14 protein-coding genes are annotated in these 17,437 nt (G+C 34.3%); 8 read left to right on the forward strand and 6 right to left on the reverse strand.

Annotated features, from left to right (window positions below; all coding sequences use genetic code 11):
* Positions 1–81: 81 nt before the first annotated feature.
* Positions 82–1,407 carry a hypothetical protein gene (locus tag GYY69_RS06885; RefSeq protein ID WP_174797008.1) on the forward strand — a complete coding sequence of 442 codons (1,326 nt, stop codon included), beginning with the start codon at positions 82–84 and terminating at the stop codon, positions 1,405–1,407.
* Between the two features lie 17 nt (positions 1,408–1,424).
* Positions 1,425–2,093, forward strand: a complete 669-nt coding sequence (locus GYY69_RS06890) for an HD domain-containing protein (protein ID WP_174797009.1) — start codon at positions 1,425–1,427, stop codon at positions 2,091–2,093.
* Between the two features lie 117 nt (positions 2,094–2,210).
* Here GYY69_RS06890 and GYY69_RS06895 read toward each other — a convergent pair whose 3' ends face one another.
* The 4 genes from GYY69_RS06895 to GYY69_RS06910 form a co-directional block, all read right to left on the reverse strand.
* On the reverse strand, positions 2,211–3,134 hold the full coding sequence (locus GYY69_RS06895; RefSeq protein WP_174797010.1) for an AEC family transporter: 924 nt from the start codon (positions 3,132–3,134) through the stop codon (positions 2,211–2,213).
* Between the two features lie 24 nt (positions 3,135–3,158).
* On the reverse strand, positions 3,159–5,813 hold the full coding sequence (glnD, locus tag GYY69_RS06900) for a bifunctional uridylyltransferase/uridylyl-removing protein GlnD (RefSeq protein WP_174797011.1): 2,655 nt from the start codon (positions 5,811–5,813) through the stop codon (positions 3,159–3,161).
* Between the two features lie 149 nt (positions 5,814–5,962).
* Positions 5,963–7,795 (reverse strand): hypothetical protein, encoded by a 1,833-nt coding sequence (locus GYY69_RS06905; protein WP_174797012.1) that lies wholly within the window; start codon positions 7,793–7,795, stop codon positions 5,963–5,965.
* 40 nt (positions 7,796–7,835) lie between these two features.
* Positions 7,836–8,711 carry a hypothetical protein gene (locus tag GYY69_RS06910; protein WP_174797013.1) on the reverse strand — a complete coding sequence of 292 codons (876 nt, stop codon included), beginning with the start codon at positions 8,709–8,711 and terminating at the stop codon, positions 7,836–7,838.
* 566 nt (positions 8,712–9,277) lie between these two features.
* On the opposite strand from GYY69_RS06910, the gene GYY69_RS06915 reads away from it, so the two are divergent.
* The 5 genes from GYY69_RS06915 to GYY69_RS06935 all read left to right on the forward strand — a co-directional run bounded on the left by GYY69_RS06915 (position 9,278) and on the right by GYY69_RS06935 (position 14,285).
* Complete coding sequence (locus GYY69_RS06915) at positions 9,278–9,754, forward strand: PTS sugar transporter subunit IIA (protein ID WP_174797014.1); 477 nt, start codon at positions 9,278–9,280, stop codon at positions 9,752–9,754.
* Positions 9,755–9,763: 9 nt separating this feature from the next.
* Positions 9,764–10,042, forward strand: a complete 279-nt coding sequence (locus tag GYY69_RS06920; protein WP_065566501.1) for a PTS sugar transporter subunit IIB — start codon at positions 9,764–9,766, stop codon at positions 10,040–10,042.
* 10 nt (positions 10,043–10,052) lie between these two features.
* Positions 10,053–11,438, forward strand: coding sequence for a PTS galactitol transporter subunit IIC (locus tag GYY69_RS06925; RefSeq protein WP_174797015.1), 1,386 nt, complete (start codon positions 10,053–10,055; stop codon positions 11,436–11,438).
* 93 nt (positions 11,439–11,531) lie between these two features.
* Positions 11,532–13,595: a BglG family transcription antiterminator gene (locus tag GYY69_RS06930; protein ID WP_174797016.1), complete on the forward strand. Its 2,064-nt coding sequence runs from the start codon at positions 11,532–11,534 to the stop codon at positions 13,593–13,595.
* 27 nt (positions 13,596–13,622) lie between these two features.
* On the forward strand, positions 13,623–14,285 hold the full coding sequence (locus GYY69_RS06935) for a class II aldolase/adducin family protein (protein ID WP_174797017.1): 663 nt from the start codon (positions 13,623–13,625) through the stop codon (positions 14,283–14,285).
* 177 nt (positions 14,286–14,462) lie between these two features.
* Here the strand turns inward: GYY69_RS06935 and dhaL are convergent, their stop codons facing one another.
* Both dhaL and GYY69_RS06945 read right to left on the reverse strand, forming a co-directional pair.
* Entirely contained in the window at positions 14,463–15,092 is a 630-nt protein-coding gene (gene dhaL, locus GYY69_RS06940) for a dihydroxyacetone kinase subunit DhaL (protein WP_174797018.1), read from the reverse strand.
* 1 nt (position 15,093) lies between these two features.
* Entirely contained in the window at positions 15,094–16,098 is a 1,005-nt protein-coding gene (locus tag GYY69_RS06945) for a dihydroxyacetone kinase subunit DhaK (RefSeq protein WP_174797019.1), read from the reverse strand.
* A 284-nt stretch (positions 16,099–16,382) separates the two neighbouring features.
* On the opposite strand from GYY69_RS06945, the gene tcdA reads away from it, so the two are divergent.
* On the forward strand, positions 16,383–17,177 hold the full coding sequence (gene tcdA, locus GYY69_RS06950) for a tRNA cyclic N6-threonylcarbamoyladenosine(37) synthase TcdA (RefSeq protein WP_174797020.1): 795 nt from the start codon (positions 16,383–16,385) through the stop codon (positions 17,175–17,177).
* Positions 17,178–17,437 lie beyond the last annotated feature (260 nt).

Below are 17,437 nucleotides of genomic sequence, written 5' to 3' on the forward strand. Positions count from 1 at the left end.
TCCTGTAGTGATTTATCGTTGATATTGCAAAAAAAGGTCATCACTTTAAAATCAATTATATCTTTGTGTTGTTGTATAGGGATGAGCTATCCTTTATTTGCTGTGTTACCTAATGTTGAATCCGCAAAAACCGCAAAAGCAATACAAGGTTCGGCGCCTTATTTAACGTTTGATGGTGGGCAAACCCAATCATGGGATACGGATAGATTTTTAGATATCGAGCTACCTGATGGTAAGGTGCTAACCCCAAAAAACAATCCCTCATCTAAAGCCAATCCGATACCATTGCTACGTGATGGTATAAAACTTAGTGATATTAAAACGCTTATTCCATCGGGTCAAAGTGCTATTTCAATGACCGATTTGCTGAATAATAATGGTTTTTGGGCCGATAAAGATGGTGATGGCGATATTACCGCAACGGGGAGTTTAACCATTATTGGTCGAGATGCCAATGGTACCGAAATGGGATTAGATGATACTTTTCAGGATTGTAATGCGCCCTACAGTGTAACAATGCATAGTGATAATAGTATTTTATCAACGGCTTATGGCTACCCAAATTCCACTCGGATAGGGGCTAATAGCGCCACCTATTACCTAAATCCACCCAAAGGCGCTTGTACTTATTCTGCCAAGCCTAACTTATATTTAAGTAATAGTCGCAAACATAATTGGGGTGGGTCGAATTATTCAGGGCCACCGAGCGAATGGGACGATGCAAAAGGCTTTAAACGTCAAGATTTAAATAATCCGGCATCAAACTTTCCAACCATGGGGGCGTATGGACTATTTTTTACCATGGATATGGTTGATAGCTTAGGCAGTGAGATGACATTTGACAAGTCACCAGCAACATCGGGTATTGATTTAACTATAACGGGCAATGGTAGCATTGCCAAGATTCGATTAGTCGGACCCAAAGAGGGGGCTAGCGCTGCCGAAGCAGCAACCGCAGTACCAACGACCTTTATCTTATATTCCGATAAAGCCAAAACCAATAAAGTATATAGTTTTACCATCAAAAAATGGTTTATCGCAAGAAAGGATTATAGTGGTAGCAATCATAGCTATGCTCAGGCAGAACAATATTGTAATCAGTTAGGCTATCAAATACCTACAGTTGATCAACTGACTAATGCTAATTCTCAATATTGGAATCAAGGTTTAGCAGGTCAGGGAAATAATTATCAACGTCGTATTGGTGGGGGATTATTGGCAGAATGGGGAGAAACTTATGACTCTGCTAACATTAATGTGGGCTACCCTGGTAGTAATTTCAAAAGTAATGAGGTTTATTGGACTCAAAATACATATCAAGGCAATGAACTTTATAATCTTTTAATATACAGCAATATGGGGTCAGTTGGCATTTGGCAGTATGGAGACACAGTTTGTGTTAATTAAATTATCAATACAAAATTATGAATAATAAAACAAATAAACATAAGCAGGGTGTGATTCAAGCCATACAAGCTTTTGTTAAACAAAAATTGGCTAATGACTTTTCTGGTCATGATATGGCGCATATTGAGCGCGTGGTGAGATTGTCCGAGCAGATTTTAAAGCATGAGCCAAAAGCGAATGGCTTTATTGTGATTGTTAGTGCTTATTTACATGACGTGATTGATGAAAAAGTGGTTGCTGATGTGAATCAAGCTGTCATGGAGTTGCGTGATTATTTAATATTACAGGCGTTAACCGATAGCGAAATTAAAAAGATCTTTGACATTATTGAAAATATGTCATATCGAAAAAATCTTAATCAGAAAAAAACATTATCATTAGAAGGGCAAATCGTGCAAGATGCTGATCGGTTAGATGCATTGGGAGCAATTGGTATTGCTCGCACCTTTTATTATGGTGGCAATAAACATCATATTATGTACGATCCTGATATTTCACCACGAACAGCATTGAATGAAGATAATTATAAACAAGCCAATACCGTTATTAATCATTTTTATGAAAAACTTTTTTTGCTTAAAGATAAGATGAATACCCCAATAGCTAAAAAGCTCGCTGAGCAACGGCATCATTTTTTGGTTCAATTTGTAAATCAGTTTGAAAAAGAGTGGCTAGGTAAGGATTAATTAGTCGCTGTTTTATTTTTTATAAACGGTAAAGTGTGGGCAATGATTTTGGCGACTGTAAAACGGATTTTAAACTATTTGGCGCAACGCTCTCTGACTAGAGAGCGCTTTTTACGATTAAAACGGTATTGGTGTACCAACAAGCCATAGCACAATAGGTAATGTGATTAAGCTTAATAATGTACTAACTAAGGTTGCACTTGATACCAGTTCTGGATGAGTATCAAACTGTACTGACATGAGAGTTGTATTGGCGGCACTCGGCATGGCCGCTAATACGATTAATATTTGCTTATAAACTGGCAAAATAGGCATAAAATAGACCATGCCAAATGCGACTATCGGTGAAATGATCATTCGGGTTAGTAATGAAAATGAAAGTTTAGGATAATCCAGTTGTTGGATCTTGATTTTGGCTAATTGCATTCCCAAAATAATCATAATGACAACGATTGAAGAATCACCAATCATGCCAATGGATGTCATTATGGATTTGGACAAAGGAATATGGCACAACTGAAAAAGCATACCTAATAAAGCGCCATAAGCTACTGGCATGCGGATAACTTTATTGATGACATCTTTTTGACTGACAATATCACTACGGGCACTACCTTTTGCTGCATAATAGATGCCAACTGTGCTCATTACAAATTGTTGCAATACCATCATAATCACGCCAAGGTCAAATCCCACGGTGCCAAAAAAGACTAACAGTACAGGAGTACCATAATTACCATTATTCATAAAACATGAACTTAAAATCATGGCACAGCGCTCTTTGGCTGAATATTTCATCATCATAGACCAAATGGAAATGATAAGGACCAATGAAAAACAGAGACCAAAAATATAACAGATATAAAATAAATAATCAGCCGTTAACGTATGCGTATAAAATGTTTTAAATGCCAAAAATGGGGATAGTACATAAAGTGACATTTTTGATAGATTAGCAACATCAAAATTTAAGGCTTTTTGTGCGATAAACCCGACAATAAAAATAGCAAAAATGGGAAACAAAATAATAAAAAATTGCATAAGCGATGTCTTTAATTTGATTAATTAGTTCATTGAATCAATGGTAGTTACGATCAATTCTCGTAATTGATTACAGGTAGTGTCATCCAGTGCATTGTTGTATTTATCTGTTAAGATAAATAAATCTTCAATATGTTCACCAATAGTGGCAATTTTAGCACTCCGTAATGATAAATCTAAATTAGCAAATATTTCGCCGACACAAGCAAGTAAGCCAGGCATGTCTAATGCAATGAGCTCCATATACGTTTGCCTTTCATTGAAAGCGGATAAAAAATTGACTTGTGTTGGTACAGAAAAAGATTGCAATCTTTTCTTTAGTGGTTTAATTGTCACTCCTTGATAAACAGGGTGTTGTAGTGCCTTTTCTAGAGCTTTGATAATGCCTTGATGCCGATCTGCTTGCACTGTTTGCCCATTTGGTTCAAGTACAATAAATGTATCAAGGGCAAATCCTTTTTTATTGGTAATAATGAGTGCATCATGAATAGTTAAATTATGCATACTGAGTGTATTACAAACAGTTGCAAATAGATAAGGTCTATCTGGCGAATAAATAAAAATCTCACTGCCACCATGATATGGATTTGGATTGATTAACACTAAGGTTTGCGTTAAATCATGATGTAATAAATTTTGAGCATGTATAACAATTTGTTCTGTTGTATACCGCAGAAAGTAGTCAACTCGACAGTCTTGCCAAAGATTCTTGATTTGCCATTCATCGTAATTTTGTTTGAGTAAAGTCGCGAGTGCTTCTTGTTTGTGTTGCCTTGCAATACTTCGTTGCTCTGGAATTTGGTGGATACCTGAATCAAAAGATCGCATTGCGGTAAAATAGAGCTCACGCATTAGGCTTTGCTTCCAACTATTCCAAAGCGTTTCATTGGTTGCACAAACATCGGCAATAGTTAAACAGAGCAAATACTGTAAGCGGCGCTTACTTTTTACTTGTTGAATAAATTCTCTAATGACGGCGGGATCTTGCAAATCGCGACTTTGTGCGGTTACCGACATCAGTAAGTGATAGCGTACTAACCAAATAATTAAATCGGTATCTTTGGCATCTAGCTGGTGTAATTGACAAAATTTTTCAACGAGCTGTGCACCTATTTCAGAATGATCACCATGGCGACCTTTACCTATATCATGAAATAAACCTGTGATAATAAGTAGTTCGGGTTTGGATAATTTAGCAAATACGGTCGAACTATTAGGATGCTTTTGTTTGCCGCTATCTGTTTTTAGGTTATCTAATTCAATTAGCAACCGAATGGTATGTTCATCAACGGTATAAGCATGAAAAAGATCAAATTGCATCATGCCAGCGATATGCTTCCAGTCTGGAATATATGCGGCTAATATGCCATATTGATGCATGGGTAAAATGGCTTTTTTTATTGCGTCAGGGTGTTTGATGATCATCATAAAAATTTGCCGAGATTTAGGATCTTCACATAGCAAAGCTTTTAATTTTCTTCTTGCCGAACGTAACTGCCTAATGGTGTTTGAATAAAGCCCTGTAATTTGTGGATTAAGCAAAATAGTATAAAAAAGCTGCATAATCATGACAGGATCTTTTTTAAAGAGGTTATCATCTTTTATATCAATTAAGTTTTCTCTAATTTGAAAATATTCATCAATATCATAAGGTTTATTTTTTAGGTTATTCTCAAGTATCGATTCATAAAACAGTTGTAATAACATCTGATTGAGTTCAGTAATATTGTGAGCGACACGGTAGTAGTCGTGCATCATTTTTTCTACTGGTGTGTTACCTTCACCTTTGTAACCTAGCATATTGGCAATGCTAAGCTGCCGATCAAAAAGCAAGCGGTTATCATAACGTGAGATCACGCAGTGTAAGGCAAAACGCATTCGCCATAAAAATTTACGGCAAGTTTTGAAGTCTTCAATATCTTCAGGGGTTAAATAATTGAAGTCAGCCATTTTTTGTAAAAATTTACCCCCAAAATGGCGAATGGCGATCCATTGGATTATCTGCATATCGCGCAATCCGCCTGGGCTATTTTTCAAATCAGGTTCTAGATTATAAGAGGTACTGTGATACTGCTGGTGGCGATTTTGTTGTTCTTTAATTTTTGCTTTATAAAAAGCACGAGAAGGCCATATCTTATCGCTAAAAATTTGTTTGTGTAATTCATCTAATAGTAATTGATTGCCAGAGATAAGTCTTGATTCAATCAAATTACTCATTATGGTGATATCATTTTTCGCTTCTTGTAGACAAATTCTCAATGTTCTAACACTGTGACCTATATCTAAATGCAAATCCCATAACAAGCGAACCAAATCACCGATCTGTTTTTCAATCTCTTTAGTCAATGGGTAGTCACTTAGAATCAAAATATCAATATCTGACAATGGATGTAATTCAGCCCGACCATAGCCCCCAACGGCAACCAAAGCGATGCGATTGCGTTTGAAAAAAGAAGAAACATGTTTAGGAATTTGGTAAAAACACCATAAACGCTGAAGTAAACGGTCAATAAATTGGCTGCGCAAATGCACTAATATATCAATATCTGTTTGTTGCTCAAATTGAGCCATTGACCATTGCTGAAACTCATCAAGTTGCTGTTTAAGGTAGCTAACATTTATCTGATCATCACTAAAATCAAGAGGAGAGACAGGATAAGATAAGTGCGTTTGATTCATAGTAACAACATTAAAATAGAGAAAATATTAAACAATATCCTTACCCGATTTCACGTTGCTGTCAAGCAACAGTTTGTTATCATTAACAATGCTGTTGATTAACGCACCTTATTTAAGTTATCTAAATTATTTAGTTATTATTTTTTTCATTAAACATGTTCAAATAGTATCATTTCAAAACCATCAGGGTTAAAAGGTAAATTATCATAGAGTTGAGGATTATTTTGGTCTTCAATCTCATGGGTGGTAAATAATAAATTGCCTTTATTATCAAGATATTGGTTCAGGATATCTCCTTCATTTGATATTTCAATATGGTTAGTTTTAATGCCCTGCTCATTAAACCTTTCTAATATCGCAGTAATGTTTTTCTTTTTACAATGTATAAATGTTCTGATGGTGGTTCCTTGTTCATTTTTGATAATTTGAGATAACGGTATATAACTACCTTTTTCATACTTGGTTTCTATCATTAATTTAGGTATCACTAGGCTTTCAAGTACGGTCAATTTACTGCTAATAGGGGCATTTTTTTTATATTCAAATTCGGTGGATAACCGCTGTATTCGTTTTTTTTGTAATATTGATATGATTTTGCCCATTTCTTTTTCAACACGGATATAAGTGGGTAAGCTAACAGCCTGCTCAATGCTATCTAATGGCGTTAATTGGTCTTTATCTGTCAGCGTATAAAAATACACACCATTTTCTAATGATTTAAACTGCGCTAAAGGTAGTGAAATTGGCGATTGTTGCCATTTTGTTTTATTGATTTTTTTATACTGATAATTATCACCTATTTCTACTTGGATTAAATCGCTATATTTATCATGAGGAGATTGGTTTTCGGCTTGAATTAAAGTTAATGGAGCTTGATGGGGGAAGTTTTTGTATCGCTCTGCCATAAAACCGGGAAAAGGTAATTGATGGTAATAAACTTGATGGGGCTTAATACCTAAATATTGTGCTCTATTAATCGCCTCACTATCATAGTTACTATTATCGCCAATACTCTGTTCAAAGATCGTATCGGTTAATAATGCATTACTTTTTTGTACATTCATGATTAATTTATTATAAGGATAGGGTTCGGGTAAATCTTTTTCAAAATCAAAGATTTCTTCCGGCTCTTGTTTTTTAGTTTTAATTACTTTGCCATTTTTATTTAAAATTTGATTTTCTATATGTTTGGGTTTTTCATAATGGATCACATGATTAGTTTTAATTCCCTGGTTATCAAAATAATCATCAATTTCATAAATGCCATCTTGTCTAATATAGGATTCAACGATATAACGCCCTGTTTTGATATTTTTTTTAATCGCTTTGGTCATTAATCCCGTATTTTCATCAAACCATATTTCAGAAGAATATATAGTATTATGACTATTATCATATAATTCTATTTTAAGGTTCTTTAAATTATGATTTTGCCAATAATCATAATGATAATGACTAATAGAAGCTAAACATCTTTTTTGGGTACTAACAACTATGCCTTGTTTTTTTTCAACCCGTAAATAGCAAGGCATCTCAAAAACCGCATCGAATGAGGCTTGTTTATGTAATTGCTTATGTTCATCTAAGGTATAAAAGTAAACCCCATCCGCTAGTGATTGAAAGGGATCAGTTGGATATAATATTTCGATAATATTGCGTTCTCGTTGAAAGATATCACTATATTGATAGTTTTTATTTAATTTTACCTGAGCTATATTTTGAATTGCCATTTCATACATATCTGGATGGTTTTCTAAACTAGTTAATGATGAAAATAAATCTTCCTCTGGATAACTATCTTCATTATCAAGAAAAATCTGAAAATTATGTTGAAAATAGATATTATTGGGCACAATGCCCTGAGCTTTTAATTTTTGTATCATTTGTTGTTGATTATTCATGTTTACCTCTGCCAAAACACAGTGAAAAGTTCCCGCCCATAATAAAAAAGGGATTAAGCATATTTTTACCAAGTTTTTCATATCAACATCAACTCCTTTCAATTTAAATTTACTAGTTGTGCTATTCTAACTTCGTACTTTTAGATATGTTTGATAGTTTTTTTACCAATTTAATTCTTGTTCTAGTTGTTTCTTTTGCTCCTTTAGAATGTTTATCTAACGATTTTTTATAACGTTTAAAATGTTTATCTAATTTTTCTCCAATACAATCAGGATCTGCTAAATTACAGTTAGCTAATAAAAGAAATAAAAGGGTATGGCAATTGGTTTCCTTATAACTATCATTGGCCCAACTCCACTCATCCTCAAACTTCTGGGCAAATGCTCTAATATCATTAAATATCTCTTCATCAGTTCGTGTATCACTCGGCAAAACATAGGGATGAGTGGTAAATTTAATTTTATTAGGATGAAAACGACCATTTTGATGTGGGTCAAAGGCTCGACTAGAATATTCATTATGATTGGATTTCCGTCCAGCTTTGCGGTTTTCTGTATGAGTTAATTCGGTTACTTTTTTGTTTTTATCTGCTTTTCGCCTTTGTGTGTGGTCGCCATTTAAAATCCCATCACTTGATATAATGCTTTTGTCATTAAAAATATTTAATGGTTGGAACGGTATTCCTACAGGATACCAACCATAACTTTCCCGAAAACAGTTGGCTTTGGTTGAGCTTTGTAGTGGATGCCCATTTTCATCAATAATATCTTTTTCTTTTAATCCCTTTGTTAGGGTGTCTTTCATAAACTCATCTATTTCGGCTTCGTCTTCATGCAAAAATTCAATCCAAAAATGTCCAACTTCAAATACCAGCAAATTAACGGGTATTCTTCGAATTAAAATTTTTTCTAATGGTCTCACTCCCGCCTTGACTTTGGCAATTACTTTTGAGGATTGACGGGGATAGGTGACGGATTTTACGGTTATCCAAGTCATAAAACAATCCTTAATCTTTTTATCAATACGAGCTATATTTTTTATATAGCGACAGTTGGTAATAGTAGTTTCCTTAGGCTCAATGTATTAAATTCTTTTTAGAAAAATTCCGTTAAAATAAAATAGTACAAAGTCAAATAATATCCTTACTAAATTTAAGGTCGTTGTCAAGCAACAGTTTGTTATCATTAACAATGCCGTTGATTAACGCACCTTATTTAAATTATTTAGAGGCCACTCCATAGCATAGAGATTTAACTCAAATGCCAGCGCTTGCTTTTTTATATTGATACAATTTGGTGCTTCATCATGGTTTTCTAGTTTACTCCCCTCTGTTTTTATAATAGCGAATTGCTACTTTTGAGTTGCAATAGTTTAAGGGAGAGCTACATCATTGTCCCTGTGATGAGCAATATCATGGATATTATTTGGTATCAATTCCATTCGTTTCTTTTATCTTAATTTCCTACAATTGATGCTATCAAATTAGTGTTGATTTAACTCTAGCAATAGCAAATTAACAATATTTCTAAAAGTTTGCTGATCACATCATGATGGAGGATGAAATGGGAAATGAATCTAACGACCAAATGTTTTTTCAAGATTTGATTCTTTTAGATAAAAACTTTCAAGATACAAATCAATTTTTCGATTTTACTTTTCCTATTTTAAAAAGTGGTGGTTATGTAAATCATTCCTTTTTAGATGCAATTAAACAAAGAGAGTCTTCATTTCCTACCGCATTACCAACTGAGCCTTATGTGGTTGCGATGCCGCATACTGATGTCGAACATGTTATTAGACCGTTTATCTTTTTTACTCGAGCCAAAGAAACCATTCCATGGCGTGAAATGGCAAATAATGACCATGTGTTAAAGGCTAACTTTGTGTTTTTGCTAGGGTTTAATCAAAAGGATGGGCATATTGATTTATTGCAAAAATTGATGTCCTGCTTTGTGAATTCGCGTTTTTTAGAAGAACTTTATCACGCAAAAACTGAACATGAAATTTTTACACTATTGACATCCAATATCAATTTATAAGGAGGCATTATGAAAAAAGTTATTGTTGCATGTGGCAGCGGAGTGGCCACATCACAAACCGTCGCCAGCAAGGTTACTCGTTTATTAAAAGAACGGAATCTTGATGAGATAAAAGTAGAAGTTGTAGATCTGAAATCTGTCGATACTCACATTAAAAATAGTGCTGCTTATATAGCGATAACTAAAATTGAAAAACAGTACCCTATTCCTGTCATCAATGGTATTGCGTTTCTAACAGGAATAAATATGGAAGCGGAGCTACAAAAAATTATTGATGCCTGTAAATAGGAGTACAAATATGGAATTTTTAGGAACAATTATAAATTATATTTTGAATTTAGGTGCGCCAGTTTTTGTACCATTCATTATGCTCATTGCGGGTTTAATTGTACGCATGAAATTTAGAGATGGTGCTTCGGCTGCCATTACGCTAGGTGTGGCATTTGTTGGTATGAGTATGTTGATTGGTTTTATGGTGGGAGCTATTGGCTTAGCTGCGCAAACTATGATGGAGAGAACAGGAATTGAATTGAGTATTATCGATGGCGGTTGGACAACTATGGCGAACGTATCTTGGGCTTGGCCATATGCTTTTCTTATGTTTCCTTTGCAAGTAGGTATCAATATTTTAATGTTGGTATTAAAAAAGACTGATACCTTTAACGCAGACTTATGGAATGTGTGGGGAAAAATTTTTACCGCATTTATTGTGGTTGCCGTCGCTACCCCAATTTTAGGTGCTGTTGTGGCTTTGCCTCTTGCCTTTATTATTGCTACTTTGCAGATCATATTAGAGCTTAATTCGGGGGATATTAACCAACATCGAATTGAAAAACTAACGGGCATTCCGGGGGTAACTTGTACTCATAGAATGTTATTTTTCAGTGCGATTTATTATCCTTTTGATCTACTCCTTCGCAAAATACCTATTTTAAATAAACCAATGGATGCAGCGACATTACGTTCTAAAATTGGTGTATTTGCTGAAAATCATGTGATTGGTTTTTTGTTAGGTGTGATTTTCGGGATTATTGCTGGTTATGATGTTGCAGCTATTTTAATGCTGGGTGTGCAAGCCGCTACAGCGCTTATGTTATTTCCAATGATTTCTAAGTTATTTATGCAGGCATTATCGCCAATTTCTGAAGCAATTAGTGAATATATGAATAAACGCTTTGCTGGACGTAAATTATTTGTTGGCTTGGATTGGCCATTTATGGGTGGTTCAAGTGAAATTTGGTTTACAGTTATCGCAGCTATTCCTTTTACCTTAATTTGGGCTGTTATTTTACCTGGTAACAAGCTTCTCCCTTTTGCTGGCATTATCAATTTGGCACTTATTGTTCCTGCATATATTTTAACTAAAGGAAACACATTAAGAATGGTGATTTTAGCCATCATTGGTGTGCCATTCTTCTTATTTGTTGGAACTCAATTTGCACCGATTATTACCGATTTAGGATTAACAACTAAGGCTATTGATATCCCAGCTAATCAGCTAATTTCAAATAGTTCAATCGATGCGCCTATTTTTACTTATGCATTTTCATTTATTTGGCAATGCTTAAAAGGCTATTTTGCTCCATTATTTTTTGCTGTTTATTGGTGTGTGGGGTATTTCTTTTATGCTTGTGAACTGCGCAAAGAGGCTATGCAGGATATAGCAAAAAAAAATAATGAATAAATGAGTTATAAAGTATTCGTTGAACATATTTTGCAGTAAATCTGGTGGTAAGGTTAGTTACCATCAGACAACGAACAATAAGGTAATTATTATATGGTTGTCGATAAGCGAATTCATGCTGTTTTAAAAGCATTAATTCATAATCCAAATATGAGTGGCGTTGAGCTTCAATCTGAATTTGGATTAACTCGTAAACAGCTTAGTTATACCATTAAGAAAATTAATGACTTTCTTGAATCATCTAATCTTGAATTAATTAAACGATTTAAAACAGGTAAGTTTAGTATTCCTAAATTAGTGATAGAAACCTTTAGGGATGAGCCTGTATCGCTTGCTATTGGACGTTATATTTATTCTGAAGATGAACGAGTTCATTTACTACTCTTTTTTCTATTAATTAGAACGGAAAGAATGTCGTTAATACATCTTTCTTCGTCGCTTACTGTCAGTCAAAACACCGTTATCAATGATATCAAAAAAGTACAAGCAATGATTGTTCAATATCATTTACAAATCAACTATGACCGCGAGAATGGTTATCGCATTATCGGTAATGAAATTGACAAACGTTATTTGTTGCTAAAATTAATTCGTCGAATTATTAGTATGCCAATAGCTGACAAAATTTTTAGAGAAAATGAGATTATTACCCAAGGTCGTTTAGAACAAGTGGGGCAGGTTTTCAGCGAAATAGAAAAAAAATTAAAAATTGTTTTTACTGATGAGCAGTTGCAAGAGCTAACTTACTTTATTTGTTTTATGTTACAGCGCATAGAAACCGATAAAAAAATTGCGCTTTTGCCAGAAAATTATACTGAAGTTGCAAATGGCCGTGATTTTCAATTATTGAAAAAGCTCATTGAAAAATTTGGTATCACTGATCTTAATGAGCAAATTTTTTTAATGGTATTAGTGCAAAGCTCTAATATACAAACTCTATCCGATAAATATTTCCATTTAGATGCGGTGCTATTAGAAAGCGTCGTTGAGGTTATTGCTAATTTTGAACAGATTAGTTGTATCACCTTTAAAGATAAGAGCGAACTGATTGAACGTATTTATCAGCATTGGAAACCTGCTTATTATCGTATTCGATATCATATTTCTAATATCAACAGTGTATATGATATTGTATTGCAAGAATTTGGTCACTTACATGAAATGGTAAGAAAAGCGATTTCCCCTTTTGAAAAAATATTGCATTGTAATATGCCAGATGAAGAGGTCGCTTTTATTACTGTACTTTTGGGCGGTTGGTTAACTCGAGAAGGTTTGATTAATCGAATTAAAACAAAGAAGATCGCTATTTTTGTTTGCGAAAATAGTGCAACTGTCTCAACTTATCTTTACCTGACTTTACAAGTATTGCTTCCAGAATTACATTTTTCTGATGCCATGTCTAAACGTGAGTTTGAAAAATATCATCATTATTATGATATTGTTTTTTCTACCTCACATTTATCTACCGATAAATTGTTATTTATTGTTAATCCTTCACTGAATAACTTTCATAAAAATGCTTTTCGTCATCAAGTGATTGGCACTTTACAAGGTATTGATCCTAGCATTATTCAAATTGATGAGCTGATGTTAATTATTGAAAAATATAGCAATATCAAAGATCAAAAAGCACTGCAAAAGGAGTTAACCGCATACCTTTATAACGATGAAATGAATGATAACCCCGTACTAATAACACAACAGGAAATTCCTTCATTAGCTGATTTAATGCAAAAAGAACATATCAATATTATAGAAAAAGTGAATATAGCATGGGAGGATGCATTGGCATTAGCCGCTCAACCATTGTTAAACAACCAATCCATAGAAAGTGAGTATCTTGAAAGAATGGTGAATAAAATCCAATTTGAGCAACCTTACATTATGCTGGTCGATGGGTTAATTATTGCCCATGCTGGTATTGATGATGGTGTAAATAAAGTCGCTATGTCTTTACTTAAATTATCAGAAAGAATCACTATTTGTGGTTATATGCAAGCAGATTTAATTGTTGTTTTAGCAACAAATAATCCTCAAAAACACCTTAAAGCACTTGCTCAATTAAATGAATTATTAGAATTTCACGAAGGCGCAACGCGCATACGAAATGCCAAAAATAGCAATGAAATTTGGGAATTGTTTGCCAATTATCAATGAATATCTTGTCAAAATAGGAGTTACACAATGTTAGAGATACAAAAACAATATGTAGTCGACATGGCTAAAAAATCGAGTGAGTGGGGGCTTTGTAAACATAAAGCAGGTAATTCTAGCGTTCGTGATAAAGAGTCAGGGTATGTTCTTGTCACGCCAACAACAATTGATAAAAAGTTGTTAACAATTCGGGATATTGTCGTGATGGATCTTGATGCTAATGTTATTGAAGCCGATTCAGGATTGAGACCAACCAGTGAGTGTTTAATGCATCTTGAGATTTATAAAGCTCGTCCAGATGTTTTTGCTATTTCACACACGCATTCTATTTTTGCAACATCATTTGCTGTATTAGCAAAACCTATTCCTGCCGTTGTTTATGAGTGTGCAATTCTTAATTTAAAAGATGGTGTGATCCCTGTTGCACCCTATGGGCGACCGGGTACTCCAGACCTTTCAAATAGCGTTATAGAACCCATAAAACGAGCTGATGCCATTTTAATGGAAAAGCATGGTGCTATTGCCGTAGACAAAGATCCGTATGAAGCTGTATTAAAGGCTGCATATATTGAAGAAATGGCTGAAATATACTATCACGCTTTACTGATTAATGGCGGTAAAGATCCGGGTGGATTTCCGTCAGAGGAGTTACAGCGTTGGGTCTATCCTTCACAAATTAAATTTAAAAAATAATTTTTAGTCTATTTATTTTAGTCAATTAATAGAAAAATAGTGAATCAGTAAAAAATTTTATTTTAAAAAATTAGATGTTGTTTGAATATTTAGACATTTTATCAATAATACTTAGAATATTCTTTTATCGATATTGTGATGATGATGTCCGCCGATGATATCGGCGGATTTATTGTTTTATTGGGTTTGGATATATTCATTCATATATTTTAAGATATACGCCATTGAAGCCGCTCCCGGATCCATGTGACCAATTGCACGTTCACCTAAATTTTTAGTTCGTCCAAATACAGCGATCATCTGTTTCGTTTTTTCTGCGCCTTCCATAGCAGATTGTGCTATTTTAGGGAGCGCATCGATTAACTTCGAAGATGTTAATTGACTTGCGGTTGTTGCACTAGCGGCTAAGGCATCAACCATAGTCTTATCCCCCGGTTTGGCTTTTCCGCGTTGATAGACTGCCTGCCAACCTTCATTAAGGAGTTTTGATAATACATCAGAATCAAACTCTGTTACGCCTGTAATACTTTTTCCGCCCGCTCTAAATAAAGTACCAAAAATAGCGCCAGAAGCTCCGCCCATACTTATCATTAATTTTGTACCAATTTGCGTAAAAAAATCACCTATATTAGTTGGTTGAAATTTTTCGTCTTGTAGTAGCACCATGATAGCTGTAAATCCACGTTTCATACCGATACCGTGATCGCCATCGCCGACTAATTGATCTAAAGCGGTTAATGTTGGTTCACTTTCGATCATTTTTTTTGCGGTAAATAACATCATTTTACGAACTTGTAATAAATTCATTCTATTTTCTCCATCCTAGTGTTTGGCAAGGTAAATCATAAAGATGTTGTAATTCTTCATCTAATTTCATTAAGCTAATTGAAAAACCAGACATTTCAAGGGATGTACAAAAATGGCCAACAACGACATCATGGCTGATTATGCCGCGTGTATCCAGCTCAATACCGACTTTACGTGTTACAATGAACAGTTCGGCGTTACTTAGTGCGCCTAAATTATTAATTAATACACACACGCGGTCGCCTTTTTTAAACGGTAAATCATCACACAGGCTGTCTATCATCTCTTTAACAACTTCATCAGATGATGTTATAGCTTGTCGACGTAATCCAGCTTCACCATGAATACCAATACCAATTTCAATTTCGTTATCATCTAATTCAAAATTGAAATGATTTGATTGAGGTAATGCGCATCCATCTAGGGCGACACCGATGGTACGAACATTGTTGTTTGCTTTCGATACTACTTGGTAGAGATTTTCAAGATCGTATTTTTCAAATTGTGCGGCAGCGCCGGCAATTTTGTATAAAAACATAATACCAGCAACGCCACGGCGATCAGAAATCTTAGATAATGGTGCTGAAGCAATATCATCAGTTGCTCGAATCGTTTTGATGACAATATTTTCTTCTCCTAATATTTCGGCTGCAATATCAAAATTCATTCCGTCACCAGAATAGTTGCCAAACAAAAATAGTACGCCTTTTCCTTTTTCTATAGCTTTGGTTACTTCAATAATTTGATCTGGAGATGGCGATGTGAAAACTTCGCCAATAGCACAGCCATCAATTCCGCCTTTACCAATAAATCCTGCAAAGGTTGGTTCGTGACCACTACCACCACCTGAGACAATAACTACTTGATCACTGGCAATATGGTTACCATAAACGGCACAATGTTCAGAAATTGCAGTTAACCTACCCTGATAGGCATAGATCAATCCCTGCATGACTTCTTGTCTTACATTATTGGGATCATTAAGTAGTTTTTTGGGTTTGCGCATTCTTTATTTCCTCTTTAATTATAGTTAACAACGTTTTATTGTAGGGAAAATTAATAACTCAAACGAATACAATTAATGACAAATAATATCCTACTTATTGCGCATCATCGGGATGATTTAGTTGATCTTTATGAGAGCTAGAAATTTAGTTTTTTATTCTTGAAAAGGTATAGTATCACTAATATTTATTATTAACTTGTTTATAAAATAATATTACAGTTATAATTTGTGAAAAAGTTTCAGGAGAGTAGGTGTTTGAGTATAAGCACCATTAATCATTGTCTATGAATACAGAATCTTATCTTCAACGTTTTAGCGGTATTGCAAGGCTTTATGGTGAATCAGCCTTGCAATGTTTTTTGCAAGCGCATATTTGTGTAATTGGCATTGGCGGTGTGGGATCTTGGATTGCAGAAGCGCTTGCGCGTAGCGGAATTGGTCAAATTACCTTAATTGATATGGATGATGTATGTGTGACAAATACTAATCGTCAAATTCATGCTTTAAAATCTAATATAGGTAAAGCTAAAACCTCAGTGATGGCAGAGCGTATTTTACAAATTAATCCTGAATGTGTGGTGAATGAAATTGATGACTTTATTAATATCGATAACGTCAGCGAATATTTGGGAACAAAGCAATCACCACGGTATAACTATATTATCGATGCAATTGATAGTGTTCATGATAAAGCAGCGGTTCTTGCATATTGTAAGCGACAAAAATTAAAAGTGATTACTATTGGTGGGGCTGGAGGGCAAAAAGATCCAACACAAATTAAAATTGCTGATTTAGCCAAAACCATTCAAGATCCATTAGCGGCCAAGTTACGTGAAAAGCTAAAGCATAATTATAAATTAAACAAAGATAGTAAAGGTAAATATGCCATTCCTTGTGTATTTTCAACGGAACAATTAACGTATCCAGCTAAAAACGGAAAAATATGCTTTACAAAAAGTGATGCAGAAGGACCTAAAAAAATGGACTGTGAATCAGGATTTGGAGCAATTACAACAGTTACTGCTACCTTTGGTTTCGTCGCTGTTAGTTATGTGTTAAATAAATTGTGTAACGTATAACTTTTTAGAACTAATCACTTTTTTCTTCATCACAAATCGCATTAAAGGATAACTACTTATTTATGACAAGTAGCTATCCTTTTGTTTACTGTCTAATGACTTCTTTTCTTTTTCAGTAGCTAAAGGCATAAATCAATTAGTTACTTTTATTAACATGCTTTTTTATTCAATATATTATTGTATAAAGTAAAAATCTGATTTACGATAACGTCAATTTCGTTTTGTTATTATGCTTAAGCATTAAATAGTTTCATGGAAGA

Origin of the sequence: Gilliamella sp. ESL0250 (genome assembly GCF_013345045.1) — a bacterium.
Classification (GTDB): Bacteria; Pseudomonadota; Gammaproteobacteria; order Enterobacterales; family Orbaceae; genus Gilliamella; species Gilliamella apicola_H.

Excerpts from the sequence above, each read along its gene's own strand:
- GYY69_RS06885 (WP_174797008.1), top strand. The coding sequence starts at position 82 with ATGAGCTATCCTTTATTTGCTGTGTTACCTAATGTTGAATCCGCAAAA.
- GYY69_RS06890 (WP_174797009.1), top strand. The coding sequence starts at position 1,425 with ATGAATAATAAAACAAATAAACATAAGCAGGGTGTGATTCAAGCCATA.
- GYY69_RS06895 (WP_174797010.1), bottom strand. The coding sequence starts at position 3,134 with ATGCAATTTTTTATTATTTTGTTTCCCATTTTTGCTATTTTTATTGTC.
- glnD (WP_174797011.1), bottom strand. The coding sequence starts at position 5,813 with ATGAATCAAACGCACTTATCTTATCCTGTCTCTCCTCTTGATTTTAGT.
- GYY69_RS06905 (WP_174797012.1), bottom strand. The coding sequence starts at position 7,795 with ATGAAAAACTTGGTAAAAATATGCTTAATCCCTTTTTTATTATGGGCG.
- GYY69_RS06910 (WP_174797013.1), bottom strand. The coding sequence starts at position 8,711 with ATGACTTGGATAACCGTAAAATCCGTCACCTATCCCCGTCAATCCTCA.
- GYY69_RS06915 (WP_174797014.1), top strand. The coding sequence starts at position 9,278 with ATGGGAAATGAATCTAACGACCAAATGTTTTTTCAAGATTTGATTCTT.
- GYY69_RS06920 (WP_065566501.1), top strand. The coding sequence starts at position 9,764 with ATGAAAAAAGTTATTGTTGCATGTGGCAGCGGAGTGGCCACATCACAA.
- GYY69_RS06925 (WP_174797015.1), top strand. The coding sequence starts at position 10,053 with ATGGAATTTTTAGGAACAATTATAAATTATATTTTGAATTTAGGTGCG.
- GYY69_RS06930 (WP_174797016.1), top strand. The coding sequence starts at position 11,532 with ATGGTTGTCGATAAGCGAATTCATGCTGTTTTAAAAGCATTAATTCAT.
- GYY69_RS06935 (WP_174797017.1), top strand. The coding sequence starts at position 13,623 with ATGTTAGAGATACAAAAACAATATGTAGTCGACATGGCTAAAAAATCG.
- dhaL (WP_174797018.1), bottom strand. The coding sequence starts at position 15,092 with ATGAATTTATTACAAGTTCGTAAAATGATGTTATTTACCGCAAAAAAA.
- GYY69_RS06945 (WP_174797019.1), bottom strand. The coding sequence starts at position 16,098 with ATGCGCAAACCCAAAAAACTACTTAATGATCCCAATAATGTAAGACAA.
- tcdA (WP_174797020.1), top strand. The coding sequence starts at position 16,383 with ATGAATACAGAATCTTATCTTCAACGTTTTAGCGGTATTGCAAGGCTT.